Source organism: Bdellovibrio sp. ZFWA1, from assembly GCF_056175665.1.
In genome coordinates this window covers 1,609,349-1,628,411 of sequence record NZ_JBJKJH010000001.1, presented here as the reverse complement: position 1 = coordinate 1,628,411, position 19,063 = coordinate 1,609,349, and the positions used below count along the sequence as shown (strand labels likewise).

Here is a 19,063-nt window from a genome sequence, read left to right as displayed (position 1 = left end):
ATCTTGCTTACATTGGGAGCACTGTACCTATCGGCCTGTTCATTACAAGCTAAACTAATGCCGACCGAACAAGCATCATTGAACTCTCTTAAAATTCTTTCAGATTCGGGGCCAATTTTATCAACAAATAAATCTTCATATCACATCCGCGGCCTCTGCCCTGTGGGATCGGCGAGTGTTGAGTTTCAAAACTCGATCACTAGTTTGCCCTGCAACTCGGGTGTCTTCGAGGGTGATGTTGATTTATCCGCCCATCCCGATGGGCCTCTTCAAATCTTGGTTTATACAAACTCAGGTCAAGCAAGCACTTGGAATATTCTTAAAGATACGATACCACCGATCGTTAATTTAGGAGCACCGACAGTAATTTACACTGGCCTTAATAAAAATTTAGTAATCCCGGTGACTCTGACAGACGCTGATCAAATTTCCACGATTCCAACTTTAATCGATCTTAGTGGAACAGGTATCAACGACTGCACCGCAAGCTGGGCTGGCACCGGTACGACCTTCCGTCAAATCATCGTGCAAAACTGCAGCTTTTCTTCCGGCAGCCTTTCAGTCAAAGTATTGGCTGGTGCTGTCGCTGATCAGGCTGGCAACTCTTCACTTGATAGCAATACTTTAAGCGGAATCATTATAGATAACATCGCTCCTGGCCTCACCCAAAACTTAACATCCTCGAACATTGGTAACGCGAGCTCAACCTTTCGTTGGGAACTTAATTTTACGGGGGCAGATTTAATCCAATTGAGTTCATCCGATTTGTCGCTTACAGGCGCTAGTGCCGGCTGTACCACAACGATTACGGGAACTGGATTATCGCAAAGAATCGTTGAAATTACGGGATGTTCTGGCAATGGCTCTTTAAGCCTGAGCCTTGCTCCTGGAGTTGCAAAAGACCTAGCGAACAACTCGTCTGCGTCGCTTTCCTTGACTGGAATCACTATAGATAACAGCGCCCCGATTCTTTCTCTGTCGACTGCGACTCCAACAAGCGGCAACTCTGGAACCACATTTAATTGGACTTTAGATATTGCAGGAGCAGACTCGGTAAATCTTAGCAGTGGCAACATCACATTGTCTGGTGCCACAACCGGATGTAGCATCGGTATTTCTGGTTCTGGTCTTACTCAACGAACAATTGCAGTATCTGGCTGTACAGGAACTGGCACATTAGGATTTAGTATTGCAAGCGGAATTGCCACTGACATCTCTGGAAATTCGAGCCCGGCAATAACAAGTAACACGGTTTCCGTTTCTAACTTAGGTGTGACGTTATCTCTGTCTAGTCCATCAAACACTGCCATTCGAAGTACGAGTCAATCGCAAATCACCCTTACTTATGCTAATGCCAATTCTTATTCACTCACGACCTCAGATATAACAATCAACGGAGCCAGTGCGGGCTGCACAAAGGCTCTGTCTGGATCTGGGCCTACGTTCACACTAACAATCGCAAACTGCACTGGAAATGGAACAATTACAGTTTCCGTCGCGGCAGGTACAGCCACAGATGGCGCAACGTCTGCGTCGGCAGCAGGACCATCTGCAAACATCTTGGTGGATAACACAGCACCAACAATCGCCGTTTCTGGTCCATCTCCTTCTATGGGAAATTCAACGACTTCATTTTCATGGATATTAAATTTTACTGATGCGTCTTCCGTAAACTTAACAACAAGCATGTTTAACATATTAGGTGATGCTACAGGATGTGTTAAATCAATCTCTGGCACAGGTCTTAGCACACGAACTTTTAGTATCTCGGGTTGTACTGGTAGTGGCTCCCTGGATGTTGCTTTAGACTCAGGTGCGATTTCCGACAGTGCAGGAAATTCTTCTTCAGCTTTGGCCAGTCTGGGAAGTATCACTCTGGATAACACGGCACCCTCTTTAACCATTGGCTCGCCGACTCCTGCAAACGGCAAGCAATCGACTACTTTTGTTTGGCCTGTCACTTTCACTGGAGCCAACTCGATTTCTCTAAACTCGTCGTTCATTTCTCTGACTACAGCACTGTCTGGGTGCAATATCGCAGTCACAGGAACAGGACTTACTAATCGCAATATTGAAGTCACAAACTGCTCAGGGGAAGGCACTTTAAAAATTTCAATCAATGCTTCGGCAGCGACGGATCTTGCTGGTAACACATCAATTGCGGTTGGACCATCGACACAAGTGATTGTCGACAATACTGCGCCGTTAGTAACAATTGGGGCGGTTTCCCCGAGTGCTGGTAACATCAATTCTACTTTCTCGTGGCCGATCACTTTTTCAGGTGCGGATATATCGAACTTTGACAATAGCGACGTGCAGTTAAATGGAACTGCGACTGCAGGGTGCGTCGCAACAGTAAGCTCTAGTGGTGTCTCTGGTGGGACCGTCAATGTCACGGGGTGCTCCGGGACGGGAACATTATCGATAAAGATATTAGCTGGGGCCGTAAGTGATTTTGCTGGAAATTCAAACCTGGATTCTGCTGTATCGGGTTCTGTGACGGTAAATAATATTGCACCGGCGATTCAAGTAAGTGGACTTCCAATTGGACACGATAGCTCAAATAGTGTCACGACAACGGTGTCCGGAGTTGATCTTATCAACTATTATTTTAAAATTGGCGCGGCCAGTTCTACGGACTGTTCGAACAACTCTGGATACAGTTCGGCCCAAGCACTTGGAGCTTTCAACCACGATTTCAGCTCGTTGCCATCGGAAATAATCAAGGCATGCTTCAAAGGGCAGAATTCTTATGGAACATATTCCGCCATTTACGAGCATCAATGGAGCCGAGTTACTAGTGGAGGATCGGCTGATCCTGCGACCTTTATCAATATTTGTGGAAACCCTGTCAGCTTAACCTCAAATCTATCAACCACGAGCAGCTCCGGAATCCTAGTTGATAGCGGCGGTAGCTCTGCAAACTATATTAATGACAACGAAGTCTGCACATACACAATCAATACCGGTGCTCCGATTACAATAAATCTTGAATTGTTTTCGTCCGAAAGCGGCTATGATTTCTTAGAGGTTTATGACGGCACACTATCTGGAACTCAATTGGATCGAATTTCAGGTGTACGAACAGGCAACACCTACACTGCAAACTCGGGCACGATGACCCTGAAATGGACAACCGATTCATCTGTACGTGCACCGGGCTTCATTATGGCCTGGGGCGGAGCAACTTCATCTGGGGCCGATTTTGATCCAGATGTCTTTGCCTTTTCGAATATAACTAATCCCAATGTCAATACTCAATATTCATCATCAACTGTTATAAATGGCATTTCGGGAACTGTTGTTGCTGGGGTCTCTGGATTCGATGCTGAAATTAGAAATATTTCAACAAGCTCCGCATGGGGACCTTGGACCACCGTGCAAAATGGACAGACCATTGGTATTCGTATGACTTCAGGCGCGACAACTTCGGAAGTAAGAACGGCCACAATTAAAGTCGGAACTCGTAGCGCCTCGTGGAAAATATACTGGGATGCTGTCGCGCCTACAGGAAGTATTTCGATCGCGGGTGGTGCCGCGGTCGCCACAACACCAAATACTACTTTAGATCTTACTTATTCGGACAGTGTTGGTTTTGGTGCTCAACAAATGTATATCACTCAGGACGCGTCTTGCACGACCGCAGGATCTTGGGAAAGTTATACGACTCCAAAATCGTGGACTCTTCAAAATGAAAGTGCAGCAAATACCGTGTATGTCAGATTCAAAGATGAAGCTGGAAACATAAGCCCTTGTTATTCCGATTCAATCAACCAGGATAATCAGATGCCACCCGTGGCGTCACTAACGTCGACGGCAAACCCGTCGATCAACCTATCATCAATTACAGTCGATATAAACTTCAACGAGCCGGTGACTGGCCTCTCTTTATCAGACTTTATCGCTACTAACGCCACTGTTTCAAATTTAACCGGGTCTGGAAAAGTTTATGCGGTTTCATTAACGCCAATAGCACCTGGAACATTCTCGGTTTATCTTCCGGCAAGTTCAGTAAAAGATAACTTCAATAATGATTCAGTAGATTCAAACACATTGAGTCGCATTTATGATAACATTGCTCCGGGAGTCACTCTGAGTACCGACTCATTAACTGTGAAGTCCTCGTTTATATTATCATTGATAACAAATGACACTTCAGTTGGGACAATTCCAGCGGGTTCATTTAATATCACTAATGGTTCTATCAACTTCAATAGCTCTTACATCAACGGTTCAAATAAAATTTATTCGTACACAGTAACACCCGCAAGCTTAGGTAATATTTCAATCACCATTCCTGCAAACTCATTTACAGATATGGCCGGAAACTTTAATACAGCCTCGAATACTTTGACTGTAGAATATCGTCTTCCCCCAGTTTTGGAGTTTGAATCATCATATTCAAGCATCGTCGAGGGAGCTGCCCCCTATACCTTCAATGTTAACGTTAAAATTACACAGCCTTCGAACACTCCATTCTCTTTTAGATTCTTTGCATCTGCGCTTTCCACAGCGCAGGCTGGCGTCGACTACAACTTCCCAAGTGGTACAACAGTCAACGTTGCCGCCAATGCAACATCTGTCAGTCTTCCAATAGAAATTATCGGAAATTCGACCACTAACGGAGATAAAGTCATCGTTTTGGGGATTACCGGAGATTCTAATTCTTATGAGTTTAATCAACTTATCTCTCACACAGTGTTAATCAAAGATGATGAATTCACGCCCAACTCGGTAGACTACATCTTGGCAGACTATAGCGGAGTAATAAAAGTAGTCGCAGGCAAACTATGGGGACTTGGAAAATCGGAAGCCTTTAATAGCTATCAAAATTCTGCGATTAAAGATTCTTTTGCGCAGCTTGATCCAGCAACAACTTATGTCTATGGAAAAATGGGAGATGGCCTCTTCTGCGGAATCACAACAGGTCAAGAGCTTCGCTGCGCAGGCTGGTGGGCAAGCTCAACATCGGGAGCTGGCGGCGCTTGGTTTACCACCCGCGATTCTGGCGTTCAATACAAACAAATTGATGTCTGGTCTTACATGAAGCCTATTTGCGGGGTCACGACCCTAGATAAAATTCGCTGTCGAGGATCTAATACAAATAACATGTTACTTATTGGAGCTGGTGTTGATTTCACCGATACTTTTGTTGATGTCGATGTTACGCGATCATATAAAAAAGTGGCTACGCTTAGAAGCGGAACGATTTGCGGTATTACTACATCCGATGAACTTTACTGCTGGGGTAAAAATAATTACGGTCAGGCTGGTAACGGAACAACAACCGACGTTGGCTCTCCCACTCTTATAGATAGTGGCACTACCTACAAAGATATTTTTTCCGGATTTTATGCGGATCGCTTCTGCGGCATTACTAGCACTGATAAAATGAAGTGCTGGGGATATAATAATAACTCTATTGGCTTGCCAACTGCTAGTAACATCCTTGTTCCCACAATTGTCGATGGAGCTGAGTCCTACAAATTTGTCCTTCCAAATCTTTCATTCGGCGGCTGCGCTATCACAACAGCCGACAAGCTCAAATGCTGGACAGATAGTCCAGGCTACAGCCCCATCTTTGGACAGAGTCTAACTGTTCAGCCAATCGAAGTTCTTTCATGGATGTCCTCAATTAAATCGATCGCTGGAGAGGGGCAAAACTTCTGCGTCGTAAATGCTGCGAACGAAATCTATTGCCGACGTCCCGTTCAGTTTACTTTAAGTTCTTCGAATACTCCTGCAGACGTGAACTTCTTAGATAGTTGGAATAAGATTGGAATGACAACATCTAATATGATCTGCGGAATAACTGTGTCCGGAATTACTAAATGTTCCTCGTCGTTCGAATACTCGGCTTCTGGAACCGGCATCACCGGTTTACGCAACCACTATTTGCCAGTACTTAACTACAACACCTTCGTCGATGTCTCTGTCGAAGGATCCGCCTCAGCATGCGGAGTTGGCCAAAACGGAAAACTTTATTGCTGGGGTGATCATGTTCCCAATAAGCCTTTTAAGCCTTCAAATGCCTGGGACAAAATTCACGAAGCATATCAGGTCTCTACTGCCCCGAACAATCTTGTCGACGTAGAAACGACTGGAAACAGCATTTGTGTGCTAACAAACGACGGGACTCCGTATTGCTCGGGGAAAAACTATAACGGTAGCTTCGGAGTTGGAAATACCAACGAATATTTAAACACCTTTGTGACTCCCAACACTTCGTCAAAATTTACGAAGCTTGCCGTACAAGACTACAATGTCTGCGGAATCACAACAACCCAAAGCCTTGAGTGCTGGGGAAATAGACCTGGCAATGGAACTGCAAACTCTGCAACTCCAGTAACTGTTTTACCGGGAACACAGTTCAAAGATGTCTCTGCGAATCTTACTGTAACATGTGCAATCACTACGGCCGGTCAAATGAAGTGTTGGGGTATGAACGATGGCGGCATGGGCATAGGAAACAACGATTATTTGAATTATTATACTCCGGTCGATGTTGACAATGGAACCACCTATAAACGCGTGCATATGTTATACACCCAAGCTGGAGGCTGCGGAATTACCTCTTCAGATCAATTAAAATGTTGGGGATCAAATACCTTATTTTCATTCCACTTTACACCAACACTGTTTGACGGAGGCGTAACCGTGTCTGAGATTTATGGCGGAGGCGATAGTATTCTATACAAGAAAACTGATGGCCAATGGAGAGGCACAAATCTTGGTACCGCAGGAGCAGGCCTGTCCACACCTACGGGTATAGGACTGACCCCAATCCCCCGCTAATTGTATTTAAATTATAAATCCTAAAGACATCAGCAAACCAAAAAGCAAATGAAGGCCAGCGCTCATTCCCAGAAATTTATTATACATAGGGCCTGGCTCAGTTGTAAAAATCAGATGAGCCAACTTTAAACCCAAGGGCAAAGCTAAAAACGGCAACCAAGCAGCCAAATGGAAATTTTTATTAAACCAATATATATTTAAAACAAAAGGCACAAAGATCAGAATCCCGATTTCAATCCTAGAAAATGTTCTTCCAAAACGAACCGCGAGTGTTCGTTTATTCACCAATTTATCTCCGTCGGCATCTCGCAAATTGTTTATTGCAATTAACACTGTCGCATGAAGACCAATTTGCAATCCCAAGATCCAAGCCTCAAAACTCCAAGCTCCCGTGTGCAAAAAGAACATCCCTAAAACAGCCACAAAACCAAAAAAGATGATAACAAACAAGTCGCCTAAACCTAAATAGGCCAAAGGAAAAGGACCCGCTGTGTACGAATAACCCATCGCCACGGAAAACAGCCCAATAACAACGATAGGCCATCCTCCAGCAACAACTAATGGAATACCTAAGGCTACGGCCCCAGCAAAAAAAGCCGAACCTAGAAACATCACCTGTTTAGCTGTAAGAACACCCGATTGCGTGATCCGTTGGGGGCCGATACGTTTTTCATTATCTGCACCTTTTTTAAAATCAACGGCATCATTCACAAGATTGGTTCCAATTTGAATACAAAAGCTAGCCAGAAGCGCCAACCACAAATAAGTTTGATTGAACTCTCCGGTCAGCGCTTTGGCCAAGGCCGTCGCCGCTAAAACAGGAACCAACGCAGCCGTCAGAGTTTTAGGCCGAAATGCCAATAAAATGCTTTTTAAGGGTAGTTTTGTCATACGGATTCAACCTCGCGATTACACGCTGCAACTTTAAAACAGATTCTGAATTGTTCGACTGAAAATCTAACAAACATTCGGTATAGTGGCCACGATTTATTAACGTCTTTTTTAAAATGGAAATGCGGACATGAATATCGCCCTTATAATTCTTGGATTGTTTGTCGGAGCCCTTCTTGGGGCTTTGATCACTTACTTCAAAATGCAAGCCCGCCTACTTTCTGAAAAGTCCGTGCTAGAAAGTGAAAATCAAGGTTTGCGCCTACGCAACGAGATTTTAGAAAAATCAATTTCGGATCAAAATAAAATGCTCCAAGATCAACGACAACAAACCGATAAAATGGCCGAGCAGATGAAATTGCAGTTTGAAAACTTGGCTCACAAAATTTTCGAAGAAAAGTCTGCCAAGTTCACAGACCAAAATCACAAAAATCTTCATGGCCTGCTAGAACCTCTTAAAGAGCGTATTAAAGATTTTGAGAAAAAAGTCGAAGACACCTACTCGACAGAGCGATCTGAACGAGGCGTCCTGCGTGGGGAACTAGCAAAATTATTGGAACTCAATAAGGCAATGTCCACCGAAGCCAATAATTTAACCAAAGCCCTGAAAGGCGAAGTTAAGACGCAAGGAAACTGGGGCGAACTTATTCTTGAAAATATCCTAGAACGCAGCGGACTTCGTAAAGGTGAAGAATATATCACCCAAGGAACTGATCTTGATCTGCGCGGTGATGATGGACAAATTTTACGCCCAGATGTCATTGTAAATCTGCCGGACAACAAACATATCGTGATCGACTCGAAGATGACTCTGGTGGCCTATGAAGCATATTCATCTGCGGACAATATTGAGGATCAAGAGCGCTTTGCCAAAGCTCATCTAGAGTCTTTAAAGAAGCATATCGATGGACTTTCTTCTAAAAAATATCATGCCGCCGATAAGCTGCTTTCCCCTGATTTTGTTATTCTGTTCATGCCTCTTGAGCCTGCCTTTGCTTTGGCCTTCCGACTTAAGCCCGAGCTTTTCCAGGAAGCTTGGGATAAAGGCGTTGCGATAGTTTCACCGACGACTTTACTAGCCACTCTACGTACTGTCGCTTCACTTTGGAAACAAGATCGTCAGGAAAAGAACGCACTGGAGATCGCTAAACGCGGAGGCCTTTTATACGAAAAATTTGCAGGCCTTTTAAAGGACTTACAAAATCTTGGAGAAAAACTTTCAGCGGCTCAGAAAGCTCACGAAGATGTTATTAAGAAAGTCGCTGATGGCAGAGGAAATCTTATCGACCAAGTAGAAGATCTAAAACGACTTGGGGCTAAGACTGAAAAAACTTTACCTGCGCTCGAAACCAACTCTTAAAAATAAAAAAGCACCCTTTCGGGTGCTTTTTTTTTAACATCTTTAGCCTAATTATAGCTCAGCTTCTTTTTGCGTGATTCGAACAGCCACATCAATAACATTAGATTGGGCCTTGATCGCAACTGTCGGATTCTGCACCACTCGTTGCTGCAACTTCGCAAAGATTGGTTCGCGAATCGCCAAATGATTATCTTGAAGCACACACTGGCGAGCCAACTTTTGAGCCACATTGATCACAACCGGCGCTTTTAAATTTGCAGTCATCTGTGTTGGATCATCAGGAATAGTCACGATACTGAAGTAGCGAGCTCCGTTGATACTATTCATCTTCAAGGCTTCTAAATCACTCTTGGTAAGACTGATATTGTAGCTTGCAGCAAATAGCTCGGGCTCTAAAACAGGGAATGCAATCTGAGGAGCTTCACAACTTTGCAGCCAAGCGAAGATCTCGTCATTTGGATCATCGAGAAGAACAAATTTTCTAAGATCTGCAAAACCTAAAAGCCCTTCAGGCAAGGTCAACATATCCTCTTCTTTGATGGCCACTTGGCCAAAACGAGATGTATTGATAATCACAGAGCCTCCCCTCGATATGACACACCACTGCGCCATTTCGGTGAATACAATAACTCAAATTTGGACTTAATTTGACCTAGACTCAATAAAATTCAGGTGATTTGACTGATTGCTCCAGAAAACACCGAAAGGGCCCCTTGGCCCTTTCATGTTTGCAATCTTTTGACGCGTAAGCTTATTTTGCTTCAGGCTTTAAAAGCTTAGCGACAGAACGTGTTTGATCCGAGGAAACCGCTGCAGACTGCTGGTTTTGATCCTGAATGGCCACATAGACTTCTTCGCGGTGAATTTTCGTATCTTTAGGCGCTTCAATACCCAAGCGCACTTGCTTGCCCTTTATTTGGACAACTCTGATTTTGATGTGATCATCGATAGCGATGCTTTCACCCAACTTCCGTGTGAGAACCAGCATGTTCAACTCCTTTTGATGCCACCGTTATCGGCATTTTCGAGCGGAACTGTAGTTATATTTTTTATTTTAAGAAGTCAAGAAGGCTAGTTTGAATTAATTTACCCGACGTTTCTAAAGTCGCGCGTAAAGTCGAGTCTGATCTATTGATATCAGACATTACCTGAAAGACATCTGCATCTTCCAATTGCGAAGCTAAGACCTTATTATCAACAACGGCCTTTTGTAGTGAATCCATATTTCCATTCACCGCCATCACTCGAGAACCCACCTCTGAACGCGCCAATACAACCTGGGAAACAGCCTGATCTAAAACATCCAACGATTCCTGAATTCCCTGCTTGTCATTCGTTCTTAGGGCTGTTTCAAGCCCCTTTAGAGCCATAAAAAGATTCACTCCGGGCTCTTCTTTGACCGGGTCTTTTTTTGACATCTGTGCTCTGGTCCCCGAGGATGCGGGTCCCCGAGTCATGACAGAGTCTTCCTCAGCCTCTCGATTACGCTCGACCCGGTCGGCCTCTTCGGCCTGGAACTCTTTAAGAGCCGGTACATCTGTCGGCGTCTCATAGCGTGGGCGCACAATGCCGTCCCCACCAAGACCTTTTCCAAGAAAAACCTTACTTCCTGGAGCGTTCATCGCAACAAATGAGTCCTTGTTGGTTTGAATCTTGATATCGCCGTCATCACCGTAATAGTTACCTTCTTGGTCAAACGGTGTCGTCTGCGTTTTAAATCCGCCAAACACATAACGCTCGCCCAATTTACGGTTACCAATTTGAATAGCCTGATTATAAATTTGTTCGATTTCAGCAGCCGTGACCATACGGCTCTCTGCATTTCCCGAAGCATCCGAAGACTGAGACACCGCAAGCTCTTTAGCTCGGACCAGAATCTCTGTAAGCTCGCCCAAGGATTGGTCTGAAAACTCAAGAAAAGCCTTAGCCTGATTAATATTCTTAATATACTGACCATTCCCGCGCTCTTCAGTACGGGCCGCCAGCACTCGCGCACTTGCTAAAGGATCATCCGAGGGCTTTGTGATGCGCTTTTGAGTCGCCGCCTGATTCTGCAAATCAGCCATCTCAGTACGATTCTTTTGAACGTTCTGATTAACTTGGTTAAATTGCATCTTATCAGCGATTCTCACGTTTTCACCCTACTCTTATAAACGTTTTAAATTCAATACTGTATCAAGCATTTCATCAGCGGTACGGATCAATCTGGCAGAAGCATCATAAGCCTTCTGGAACTCGATCATCTTGGTTGTCTCTTCATCTAAAGAAACGCCACTAATACTTTCACGGATATTTGCTAACTGCTCCATCGCATTCTTTTGCGCCTCGAAAGACTTTACCGCACGCTGGGTGATCGTTCCAACCTGACCCACCTGAGTATTATAAAAATCATCAAAGGTAGAGGTTCCCCCCTCCATGACGTTCTTGTATTGCAAACTCGAGATCACGTTGGCGACTGTATTTTCACCAGGAGCATCCGCTTTGGCAGAGGCGACTATACGCCCCACATCGTTATAAATTGTTTTATTAATGGCGATTGTCGAAGCAGCACCTTGTTCGCTGTCGGGCATATCAAAGAACAGCACTCCCGTGTTGCCACTGCGATCAAAGCCCTCAATATGAGCCTTATTGACCTCAGTGGCTAGAGTGTAGGCCATTTTATCAACCGCAGAGATCAATCCCTCGATCGTTTGATCGCGAACCTCAAGGATACCCCCAAGACGACCGCCCTTAATTTGCGTTGTCACATTGGCGTCTGCTGACGAACCACCATCGCGAGCATAAAATAATTCAACGCGATCACGAGTATCCGTGTACTTAGCTTTTAATTCGTTAGCTGTAATACCACCAACTAAAATGGCCGTACTACCGGCAGTGACCGTCACCATGCCGTTATTACCCTCGGCCCAGGTAATATCAATTTTTTCGCCCAATTTTTTCAATAGCACATCTCGACGATCACGTTCGTCATTGGCCGGTGCTCCAGAAACCTCTACCAGCTGAATTTTTTCATTTAGCGAAGCAATTTCTTTAGTGATCTGATTGATTTCTTGTGACGAAGTGATCAGCTGCCCATCGATATCTTCTTGAACATCGCGAAGTTGTTTAACGACACGTTGGAAATCTTTGGTCAAAGCCACGGCTGATTCTCGCACCATGGTCCGAGACGCCAAAGACTCTGGATTGTTGGAAAGCTCTCGGAATCCGTTAAAGAAATCCGTCATGTACTGATTGAGCCCTTTATTCAACTGTTCATTATAAATCTGCTCGACCCGACCAAGAGCATCGGCTTTAGATTCCGCGAAACCTGTATTAGTGCCTTCTCGCTGAATCTGCTTTTCCAACCAAGGATTGTTCACACGGGTAACAACCCCGGCTCTTGCCCCCATACCGATTTGAAGCTTACCTTCGTTGACGGGAGTGTTACTCAACATCTCAACTCGCTGGCGTGAGTAGCCCTCGGTCGATTTATTTGCGATGTTATGCCCGACCGTTTGTAATGCCGTCTGCGAATTCGCTAAACTGCGTTTACCAACATCAAGCATCGAAGAGATTTTTGACATCCTGTCACTCCAACGAGGCTATGTTTAATTAAGCTTCCTTGCTTACAAAATTTCCTGCAACCTGCGGTCCTAGTTTGTACTGTCCTTTTTTCTCGTAAGTCTTTTTACCTGAAATAGTTTCTTTTAATTCGTTTAAAGCACCATTCAAAGTGCGAAGAGCCGTCTTCGCATGCTCTTCATTTTCCTTATTTAGATCAGTAATACGCTTAATCAGCATATCTAAAGCGGAATGTTGAATACGAAGTCTTTCACCAAGATCACCACCAAGCTTATGAGAAAGCTCTAGTAGACGAGGATTTTCAGCATCGCATCCAATCAAAAGCGCAAGGTCAGAGGCGCAGCGCATACGCGCCACATCTGCCAATCTTAATTTCATTAACAAAGATTCTTTGGTAAGATTATTTTCTTCGATCTTTTCACGATCAGCAGAGATAAGAAGATCTTTTTCTTTTCGCACAACATCCAATAGCTGACGATAAAGCTTAGTAATATCTTCTAAGTTTGAAATCAATTTCTGAGCAGATTTTTCGACCGTCGCATCCATGCTTCAAGTCCTTTAACAGAATGTTTTTAAAAAGGTCTTACAGAATCTCTAGTTCTTGATCAATCATTCGATCAGCAACTGCTTTAGAGTCGACTTTGTATTTACCTTCATCAATCAACTTACGGAATTTTTCAACCTTCTCCATATCCACATCTGGTGCCGCTTTCGCTAGTTCCTTGATGCGTTTTGCTTCTTGAGCTTTGGGTGAAAGTTCAATTCGAGTAGAATCAGATGAAGCCAATCCTGACTTCGATAAAGCTTCTGCTTTTGTATCGATAGATACACCACTCTTAGCTTTGGCACTATCAGCTTTATCAGTCTTTGCGCCATCGACCAGATTCAAATTCTGACCTATTTTATTGTGTGTGATCTTCATAAGATTCTCCTCTTGAGATTCATAATATCACAATGAGACGTGTCTACAAAATCATTCTGAGACAGTTTTTAGATCCCAGACCAAGTTCTTAGCATCGACCCCTAAAAGCCCAAGAGTCTCGCCAGCTTGCATTTTCGTACCTGTCGAAATATTTGACAGGCCCTTAAAATAAAGTCGACTCTTAAGACCATTGTCGTGCTCAATTTCGTATAAATTTTCCTCTGGACCAAGGGCGGTTTTGTTTAGCAGGGTGCCTGCCCAAGGAACCTTTACACTTCGATCTTCTTTCAAATCCAGCTCTGCAATCTTGAAATTGTATTGCAGACGCCCCTCACTTTTTTGTGGTCGAACCATTCCTTGATAGTTAGAACGCTCATTCACCTGAATGGGGCCTACTGGTTTTTCTACGGGCTTCTTAAGGCCAAGCTGCGGCCCAAACCGCTCGACCATTTGGTCATAAATCAAATCAGACAAACCAATGCCGCCCTTGTCAGACCACTTCTCGACATACTCTTCATCAAGTTGTCCCCGAAAGATCTGCTCGGCCTGGTTGGTTTTAATAAATCCACTTTCCTGAACCGTCGATCGCATCGACTTCATCATCTCGCGCAAAAAATGCTTCTCGTACATATTAGAAACATCACGCAACTGCTGTTCAGGTGATTTAGGTTCTGGCGGTGTCATAAAGCGGTTGACCTTCATACGATCACCTCATTACCTATGACACAGAAAATAGAAAAAAGGGAAAAGGGGAGTTGGTTCCGAGAACATCGTGCATCCTGCACTTGCTTCTGAATCTCAAGCTTCGGCTCTTTAACACCATTCCTTGGTGACTGTAGATCCTTAGCTCCTGTTTCCTGCGAGAAACTTTTGATCCAATACCATCCTTGGTTTGCGATCTCTTTCCCACCCTCCCCGGGATTCACACACATCCATGTGTATGAATTTATATTTCTAAGTATATTAAATGCTGTGTCATTCCGAAACAAAATTCTCATAGAATTTCGAGTTCCCCGTGCAAAGCTCCAGCTGCCTTTATGGACTGAAGTATTGAAATCAGGTCTTTCGGCGTGACCCCCAACTTATTCAATGACTGGACCAGCTCTCCAACACTCACACCAGTTCCCTCGCGTTCGCTTGGCTTTTCAGTTCCGATCAAAATAAGTTTCTCTTCACTATTCTTCTTCACTCCGTCACCAACTTTCAAAGAAAGACTGCCGTGCGAAACTGCGACTTTAGAAATTCGAACTCTTTCGCCAATGACAATGGTGCCAGTTTTTTCATTAATAATAACTCGCGCGACTTGATCCGGATTTACCTCGGTAGATTCGATGGCCGCTAACAACTCGACGCCTCTGTTTTCATAAGAAAAAGGCGTAATAATATCAATCGTACCTGCGTCTTTTGCCGAAGCATACATGCCTCCCAATTCACGATTCACGGCAAGAACCGCACGCGCTGCCGTTGTAAAATCAGGATTGTGCAAAGTTAAGCGATACATCTTTCTTGAAGCAAAATCCGCCGTAATATCACGCTCGATAATCGCACCATTCGGAATTCTACCCGATGTGGTATGAAGATTTTTTTCGTCTCCACCAATTAAGATAGATCCCTGGGCAACGGCATAAACTTGATCATTCGCTGCTCTTAAAGGCGCCTGAAGAAGCGTTCCCCCTTGCAAAGATGAAGCATCACCAATCGTACTTACTGTAATATCTAACGGATTACCTGCTTTCGCAAAAGGCGGCAAGTTCGCGGTAATGATAACTGCTGCTACACTTTTCGAGGCAAAATCTGGCGAATCTAATTTCATTCCCAATTTATCAAGCATACGAACCATACTCTTACTCATGAACTCGTTTTTGCCGTCTCCAGTCCCTTTAAGACCGATCACAATCCCGTATCCTATAAGTTGGTTTTCTCGAACGCCACGAATACTGGCAATGTCTTTCAGACGAGCCGCTTCTGCAATGACACTAAAAAGGACTAAAAAGGCTAAAACAAACTTACTCATTGCGACTGCTCCTTCTGATACTTACCACATCATACTGAGGGTCTAACAGCTTTTGAGAACTAATACCTTCATCGTTAAAGTCTTCGGGACGAATCATTCCAGTTACAATAACCTTGTACTCACGTTTGCCAATCATAAATGGCTGAGCCCCCTTGATACGATAATTTCCATCCGCCAAGCGCTCGACAATCTTCGAAGGGACATTCGCCACGGACTCAAGAAGTTCTTTAGTTTCTTTTTCATCAGCCTTTGAATCAACTTTCGGCTCGGCCTTTGCTGGCGCCGCAGCCACGGGCTTTCCATTGGCATCAGCTTTTGCTGCTGGTGCCTCTGAGGCCAATCCACGCGAAGCATTGGCTGCATTTTCTTGCTCCTCCAGCTGCTTCAAAAGTTTTTTAATTACCCCAACTTTGGTTTCAATTTGTTTTTGAGCTGTGCCATCCAATTTCACCGCAAGGACATCTCCCTCGCGTCTACTTTTGTTTTGAGCAAAAAGATATGCGCCCTGACCTTCCATCACCCACATCGATCCCGCACTTGCATTCAATTCAGACTCTTCTTCTAAGGAATTTCGGGTATATCTTTTGTACTGACGTCCAGTTTGAACTCCTACCTGTGGAGTCTCTGAATAACGGGGCGTCTTGGACATATCTTCAAGCATCTGATCTTTATTCGTTCCACCCAAAAAACCTGGCGTAGCGCAACCAACCAGCATGAAAAGAAAAACAAAAAATAAAGAATTTAAAATTTTAATCGTCACTGAATCCTCACAATTCCCTTATCAACTACGACGCCGCTAAGTTCCTTCTTGGTTACCGGATCTTTTACTTTTACTAAGTCCCCAACAACCCCATTATCTGTTGCCGTCATATTTGTCGAGATTTCAAAGTCAGAATTTTCCCCACCAATGATCACCTTAATCAATTGTCCACGCTGAACAACATGCTCTTTCTTAATATCCGAAGACCAAATCGGAGAGCCTGCACTGATTTGTTTATTAAGTACTTGCCCCATCAATTCGGACTCTTTCGAACTCGAATCTTTAGACCAAGTGATATCCACAGGTGCCAATACGACGTCTCCTGGCTGAATTCTTTCATTAGCGCGTAGCAGTCGACTTGCGACTGGCATTGGCTTTTTAATTTGAACCCGTCCAGTAATCCATAGTGGCGAAAGCGCATTTTCTTCTTTAACCGGCAACATAAACGAACCTTTTGTATTTAAATTTGAAAAATCAAATGCATAATTTGGCGAGCTGACTTTAGGAAGCTGATTTAATTGGATTGAAAAATCACAGTCCGAACACTGAGCTCCAAGATGATTTAAAAGTAATCGCTCGATATGATTTTTTGCCAAGCCGTTAAAGCGGACGATTTTGATATCTCCCGCAATTATCAACTGGGGCTCTTGAACCATCACTCCCTCGGGCATGATTTTAAAAGCTTGCCGATATAGCTTTACAAGTTCTAAAGGCGAAAACTGTTCTTGCATCGGCAAATCAATTTTTTGCAATGCCTGCAGCAAAAGAAAACTGCCTCCGCCAACGGCCGAAATATCTAACAAGCTAAGCTGTGCTTGATCCGAAACCTCAATTTTCGATTTCAATTGAATTTGGGGCCGCCCACTACCGTAGGCTGCAACCAAAATAAAATTAAAAAGAAAAATGGAAATTAAAAGTCTTAGCATCGTTTATCTCATATTATTAATGCCTTGAAGCATTTGGTCTGAAGCCTGAATCATTTTTGAATTGGTCTCGAAAGCACGCTGGGCATTAATCATGTTCACCATCTCTTCAACGATATTTACGTTGCTTGCCTCGATTTGCCCCTGCGCAATTTGGCCAGTCCCATTTTGGCCCGGCTGCGACGTAATTGGCTGTCCACTAGAAGGAGTTTGCGTAAAGACGTTTCTTCCCATGGCTTTAAGCCCCGCTGGGTTGATGAAATTTGCGACCTCTATTTGCCCCACAATTTGCGGGGCCGAAGTCCCGTCAACAGTAACACTAACTTCGCCGCCAGGAGAAATCTCGATACCAGTAACATTGGCCGGAATATTCAATTGAGGTTGCAGTGCATTTCCATTTTTATCAACGACGTTGCCGTTAGCATCCTTTTTAAATGAACCATCACGGGTATATCCCGTTTCGCCAGTTGGCAACAGAACCTGAAAAAAGCCATTGCCTTCAATTTGCATATCAAATGGATTTTTCGTCACAACGGCAGACCCACCCTGCATATCTTTTTTGATTCCAGCGGCTCGAACTCCCAAGCCTACCTGGACACCATTCGGTGAATTTGCGATTAAGCCAGTGCTTTGACCTGGTTCCTTGATCGTCTGATATACTAAGTCTTCAAATTCTGCTTGCGATTTTTTGAAGCCAGTTGTTGATACGTTCGCCAAGTTGTTGGCAATCACGTCCATATTTGTTTGTTGCGCGGTCATACCAGTAGCAGCTGTCGTTAATGACTTAAGCATTTATCCTCCAATTATGGATTGATCTTTCCAACTACGTTAACAACTTTATCACTCATAGAGTCGTATGCAGAAATCGCTTTCTGAGTACCCTCAAAAACCCGTTGAGTCTGAATCATGTCGACCATTTCTTGAACGATATTAACATTCGACGTTTCAACAAAGCCCTGTCGCATCGAAGGCGCCGATTGCTTTTCAATGGCGACGGCCGAGCCCTCTGGAATTTCATAAAGATTAAAACCAATCTTTTTAAGCGCTGCTTTATCCACAGTTTTAACCACACTGATTTTTCCTAATAAAGTTTCACCCTCAAAGACGTCGCCCTGATCGGTGATCGAGACCTCGCCTTGACCGGAAAACTTGATTTGACGCTCTTCTGGAGGAGTTCCGGCATCACCTTCTTTTAGAACAAAATTTCCATCCCGAGTTACCAAACGGCCTTCGCCATCTAATGAAAAATTTCCGGCTCGGGAATACTTCACGCCAGAGTTTGTTTGAATTTCAAAAAAACCAGGACCATCCAAGGCAACATCCAACTTGTTTCCCGTGGGCTTCAAGCTTCCCTGCGAAAAATCAGTGAATGTCCCCTTCACATCAACGAAAGAGCCTTCACGTCCGTGTTGATTATAGAAAGATTCAATCGAAGCCACATCTCGTGGAATGTCTAATACTTCAGGAGCTTTTTCATTGTCCGTAAGATATTCGTAGAAAGCTTTTTGGTCGCGCTTGAATCCTGCGGTATTTACGTTCGCAATATTATTTGCGATTGTATCCATTTTCGTCGACTGGGCCAAAGCCCCGCTCAACGCTGAGTAAATTCCTTTTGTACTCATGAAGTCTCCTGCGGACATCCTGTCCTATCTCAATTTGAAGCAATGAGCGTGCCACAGAAAATTGGCGCAATTTAACTAGACCATCAGCTTGAATAATGTCGTAACTCCTTAATTCACACTCAATTCGCCGTCAGTCTTTTGACGTCTAGGAGAAAATTGCCGACGCCTTAAGGTCTGGTTTCATTTTTGATGATCGACCCAGCTCATTTCCATTT

General features: G+C 44.0%; 15 protein-coding genes. 2 read left to right on the top strand and 13 right to left on the bottom strand.

The genetic code is table 11. The features are described 5' to 3' along the window. Nucleotides 1–57 precede the first annotated feature (57 nt). Nucleotides 58–6,795 (top strand): Ig-like domain-containing protein, encoded by a 6,738-nt coding sequence (locus AC04MN_RS07860; RefSeq protein ID WP_475382639.1) that lies wholly within the window; start codon nt 58–60, stop codon nt 6,793–6,795. Nucleotides 6,796–6,801: 6 nt separating this feature from the next. Here the strand turns inward: AC04MN_RS07860 and menA are convergent, their stop codons facing one another. Continuing rightward, the gene (gene menA, locus AC04MN_RS07855; RefSeq protein WP_475382638.1) at nt 6,802–7,686 is read right to left on the bottom strand and encodes a 1,4-dihydroxy-2-naphthoate octaprenyltransferase; all 885 of its coding nucleotides are present in this window, start codon (nt 7,684–7,686) and stop codon (nt 6,802–6,804) included. A gap of 130 nt (nt 7,687–7,816) precedes the next feature. On the opposite strand from menA, the gene AC04MN_RS07850 reads away from it, so the two are divergent. Next, entirely contained in the window at nt 7,817–9,046 is a 1,230-nt protein-coding gene (locus AC04MN_RS07850; protein WP_475382637.1) for a DNA recombination protein RmuC, read from the top strand. 51 nt (nt 9,047–9,097) lie between these two features. Here AC04MN_RS07850 and fliW read toward each other — a convergent pair whose 3' ends face one another. The 12 genes from fliW to flgF form a co-directional block, all read right to left on the bottom strand. Beyond that, nucleotides 9,098–9,622, bottom strand: a complete 525-nt coding sequence (gene fliW / locus AC04MN_RS07845) for a flagellar assembly protein FliW (RefSeq protein ID WP_475382636.1) — start codon at nt 9,620–9,622, stop codon at nt 9,098–9,100. Between the two features lie 175 nt (nt 9,623–9,797). Next, the gene (gene csrA, locus AC04MN_RS07840; protein ID WP_475382635.1) at nt 9,798–10,034 is read right to left on the bottom strand and encodes a carbon storage regulator CsrA; all 237 of its coding nucleotides are present in this window, start codon (nt 10,032–10,034) and stop codon (nt 9,798–9,800) included. A gap of 61 nt (nt 10,035–10,095) precedes the next feature. Continuing rightward, complete coding sequence (gene flgL / locus AC04MN_RS07835) at nt 10,096–11,178, bottom strand: flagellar hook-associated protein FlgL (protein WP_475382634.1); 1,083 nt, start codon at nt 11,176–11,178, stop codon at nt 10,096–10,098. 15 nt (nt 11,179–11,193) lie between these two features. Beyond that, the gene (flgK, locus tag AC04MN_RS07830; RefSeq protein ID WP_475382633.1) at nt 11,194–12,609 is read right to left on the bottom strand and encodes a flagellar hook-associated protein FlgK; all 1,416 of its coding nucleotides are present in this window, start codon (nt 12,607–12,609) and stop codon (nt 11,194–11,196) included. 28 nt (nt 12,610–12,637) lie between these two features. Then, nucleotides 12,638–13,153 carry a flagellar protein FlgN gene (locus AC04MN_RS07825; RefSeq protein ID WP_475382632.1) on the bottom strand — a complete coding sequence of 172 codons (516 nt, stop codon included), beginning with the start codon at nt 13,151–13,153 and terminating at the stop codon, nt 12,638–12,640. Nucleotides 13,154–13,190: 37 nt separating this feature from the next. Beyond that, nucleotides 13,191–13,529, bottom strand: coding sequence for a flagellar biosynthesis anti-sigma factor FlgM (gene flgM / locus AC04MN_RS07820; RefSeq protein ID WP_475382631.1), 339 nt, complete (start codon nt 13,527–13,529; stop codon nt 13,191–13,193). Between the two features lie 51 nt (nt 13,530–13,580). Continuing rightward, nucleotides 13,581–14,231, bottom strand: coding sequence for a rod-binding protein (locus tag AC04MN_RS07815; protein ID WP_475382630.1), 651 nt, complete (start codon nt 14,229–14,231; stop codon nt 13,581–13,583). Between the two features lie 292 nt (nt 14,232–14,523). Then, nucleotides 14,524–15,543, bottom strand: coding sequence for a flagellar basal body P-ring protein FlgI (locus AC04MN_RS07810; RefSeq protein WP_475382629.1), 1,020 nt, complete (start codon nt 15,541–15,543; stop codon nt 14,524–14,526). Then, nucleotides 15,536–16,303, bottom strand: a complete 768-nt coding sequence (locus AC04MN_RS07805; protein WP_475382628.1) for a flagellar basal body L-ring protein FlgH — start codon at nt 16,301–16,303, stop codon at nt 15,536–15,538. Before AC04MN_RS07805 ends, AC04MN_RS07810 begins: the two co-directional genes overlap by 8 nt. Then, entirely contained in the window at nt 16,300–17,229 is a 930-nt protein-coding gene (gene flgA, locus AC04MN_RS07800) for a flagellar basal body P-ring formation chaperone FlgA (RefSeq protein WP_475382627.1), read from the bottom strand. The genes AC04MN_RS07805 and flgA overlap by 4 nt, the downstream gene beginning before the upstream one ends. Before the next feature lie 3 nt (nt 17,230–17,232). After that, the gene (gene flgG / locus AC04MN_RS07795) at nt 17,233–18,018 is read right to left on the bottom strand and encodes a flagellar basal-body rod protein FlgG (RefSeq protein ID WP_475382626.1); all 786 of its coding nucleotides are present in this window, start codon (nt 18,016–18,018) and stop codon (nt 17,233–17,235) included. 11 nt (nt 18,019–18,029) lie between these two features. Beyond that, nucleotides 18,030–18,848, bottom strand: a complete 819-nt coding sequence (flgF, locus tag AC04MN_RS07790; protein WP_475382625.1) for a flagellar basal-body rod protein FlgF — start codon at nt 18,846–18,848, stop codon at nt 18,030–18,032. Between the last annotated feature and the right edge of the window lie 215 nt (nt 18,849–19,063).

Excerpts from the sequence above, each read along its gene's own strand:
- csrA (WP_475382635.1), bottom strand. The coding sequence starts at position 10,034 with ATGCTGGTTCTCACACGGAAGTTGGGTGAAAGCATCGCTATCGATGAT.
- flgF (WP_475382625.1), bottom strand. The coding sequence starts at position 18,848 with ATGAGTACAAAAGGAATTTACTCAGCGTTGAGCGGGGCTTTGGCCCAG.
- AC04MN_RS07860 (WP_475382639.1), top strand. The coding sequence starts at position 58 with ATGCCGACCGAACAAGCATCATTGAACTCTCTTAAAATTCTTTCAGAT.
- menA (WP_475382638.1), bottom strand. The coding sequence starts at position 7,686 with ATGACAAAACTACCCTTAAAAAGCATTTTATTGGCATTTCGGCCTAAA.
- flgK (WP_475382633.1), bottom strand. The coding sequence starts at position 12,609 with ATGTCAAAAATCTCTTCGATGCTTGATGTTGGTAAACGCAGTTTAGCG.
- flgM (WP_475382631.1), bottom strand. The coding sequence starts at position 13,529 with ATGAAGATCACACACAATAAAATAGGTCAGAATTTGAATCTGGTCGAT.
- flgG (WP_475382626.1), bottom strand. The coding sequence starts at position 18,018 with ATGCTTAAGTCATTAACGACAGCTGCTACTGGTATGACCGCGCAACAA.
- AC04MN_RS07810 (WP_475382629.1), bottom strand. The coding sequence starts at position 15,543 with ATGAGTAAGTTTGTTTTAGCCTTTTTAGTCCTTTTTAGTGTCATTGCA.
- AC04MN_RS07850 (WP_475382637.1), top strand. The coding sequence starts at position 7,817 with ATGAATATCGCCCTTATAATTCTTGGATTGTTTGTCGGAGCCCTTCTT.
- AC04MN_RS07815 (WP_475382630.1), bottom strand. The coding sequence starts at position 14,231 with ATGAAGGTCAACCGCTTTATGACACCGCCAGAACCTAAATCACCTGAA.
- flgA (WP_475382627.1), bottom strand. The coding sequence starts at position 17,229 with ATGCTAAGACTTTTAATTTCCATTTTTCTTTTTAATTTTATTTTGGTT.
- AC04MN_RS07825 (WP_475382632.1), bottom strand. The coding sequence starts at position 13,153 with ATGGATGCGACGGTCGAAAAATCTGCTCAGAAATTGATTTCAAACTTA.